Below are 1,511 nucleotides of genomic sequence, written 5' to 3' on the forward strand. Positions count from 1 at the left end.
GGCGTCGTCGCCTGCTTGTGAAGAGAGATCAGCATCCTTGCCTCCCGTTCCGAACCTCGCGCAGAACCGATCTTGCTATGAAGAACGAGGTCCGGCGAGGGTCAATGGGATCATCCGGGAAGGGCAGCTAGGTGCTGATATTGGTTGCTTTACGGACCATCTCAATTAACCTTCAAGTTGTTTTCAGGCTGGTTCCATGATTTTTACACCGGGCTTGGAAATGCAAGGCAGACTCTCTTAGCTCGGCTTAAACAACAGCATGGGGGACAAGATGTCGTATCTGATCATGATCGTGGAAGATGAATACTGGACTGCCCGAGATCTGGCCGCAGAGGCCCGGGATCGGGGTGTCGCCGTGGCCGGGCCGACAAGTTCGATCCCAGATGCGATCAATCTGCTGAAAGGATCGCGCAGCCCTGACGCAGCCATCCTCGACGTCCAGCTACGCGCGGATGAGGTGTTTCCGCTGGCCGACATGCTTCTGGGCGCGGATATCCCCTTCGTCTTCGCCACCGGCTATGAGAAGCATGAGCTACCCGACCGCTATGCAGACATCCCTCACATCGGCAAGCCATTCTCAAGCGGCGATTGCATCGAGGCCGCCTTGGCGCTGGCAGTGGCGCACACGTCCTTGCCGCAATAGCCGGGCGCGGGGGAAAGGTGCTGCTATCCTTATACGTGCCGAAAAGCCGCCACTCGGAACTCGCGGAGGGAAAAGTTATCCCAATTTTTCGGGGATGGTTCTGGGGATGATCCGGCTTTTTGACCATTTGTCAGCATGTTGATTGATTCGTCCAAGCTGCCGGCCAAGGGTCAGGTCGCAAACGCCGATCGTGGGTCGCAAGCGGTCTTGCCGTGAATATGACCGGGAGCTTTCGCGCCAGCGTCGGGTCGGGGCGACACAGACGGTTGTCAGTAGTGGGTGCTGCCAAATGGCTGCTTTGACGCCACCTTGCAGTGCAGGCGAGCGCCGATGACCGAGATGCTTCAGTCAGCGGTGCCGCGCGCGCTTCGAGTTGTGCCGGTCACTCCTCCGACCTTGCGCCCTCGTAGACGCGACTGATCGGGAACATGTCCTCGCCATAGTAGTGCAGCTTCGTGTGGTGACGGCGGCAGAGCCATCTGACGTTAAGTGGTTCCTCGTAACAGTCATGGTGGGCGTCGACCGCCTTGGCGCCGCAAACCTCGCAGGGCTGCTTCTGAAGCTGCCCAGTGCCAAGTGCCTTGTGCACAAGAAGATGCGCGCGATACTTGAGCGGGTTCGCCCGTCGCCATCCCGCCTGTCGAGTCTTGCTCTTCAAGACAGGAAATGCGGCCTCTGAATTGTCAGGCTTCTCCATGCGTCGATCCCCTCGCTCCTCGGTTCATTCTGCCCGGCGTGGACCTGTCTCGGTTCCGTTCCGGTCTCGTGCTCATGTTAGGCGGCCTTGTTTTCGAAGGCCACGGGTGATTTCCAGCCCAATGCAGAGTGTCGGCGCCGCGGGTTGTAGAAGCCGTTGATGTATTCGAAG

The 1,511-nt window shown here is 58.8% G+C and carries 3 protein-coding genes; 1 reads left to right on the forward strand and 2 read right to left on the reverse strand.

Going from position 1 to position 1,511, the window contains the following annotated elements; translation table 11 throughout:
- Positions 1-271: 271 nt before the first annotated feature.
- Entirely contained in the window at positions 272-643 is a 372-nt protein-coding gene (locus OC184_RS20110) for a response regulator (RefSeq protein ID WP_265508946.1), read from the forward strand.
- A 382-nt stretch (positions 644-1,025) separates the two neighbouring features.
- Here the strand turns inward: OC184_RS20110 and OC184_RS20115 are convergent, their stop codons facing one another.
- Entirely contained in the window at positions 1,026-1,340 is a 315-nt protein-coding gene (locus OC184_RS20115) for a hypothetical protein (protein ID WP_265508947.1), read from the reverse strand.
- A gap of 77 nt (positions 1,341-1,417) precedes the next feature.
- Positions 1,418-1,511, reverse strand: a 94-nt coding sequence (locus tag OC184_RS20660) for an IS3 family transposase (RefSeq protein ID WP_407674420.1), incomplete at its 5' end; no start/stop codon positions are given.

Source organism: Paracoccus rhizosphaerae (genome assembly GCF_026162645.1).
In the GTDB taxonomy this organism is placed as follows: Bacteria; Pseudomonadota; Alphaproteobacteria; order Rhodobacterales; family Rhodobacteraceae; genus Paracoccus; species Paracoccus rhizosphaerae.

Bases quoted from the DNA above. Each gene is read 5' to 3' on its own strand.
- OC184_RS20110 (WP_265508946.1), top strand. From the start codon at position 272: ATGTCGTATCTGATCATGATCGTGGAAGATGAATACTGGACTGCCCGA.
- OC184_RS20115 (WP_265508947.1), bottom strand. From the start codon at position 1,340: ATGGAGAAGCCTGACAATTCAGAGGCCGCATTTCCTGTCTTGAAGAGC.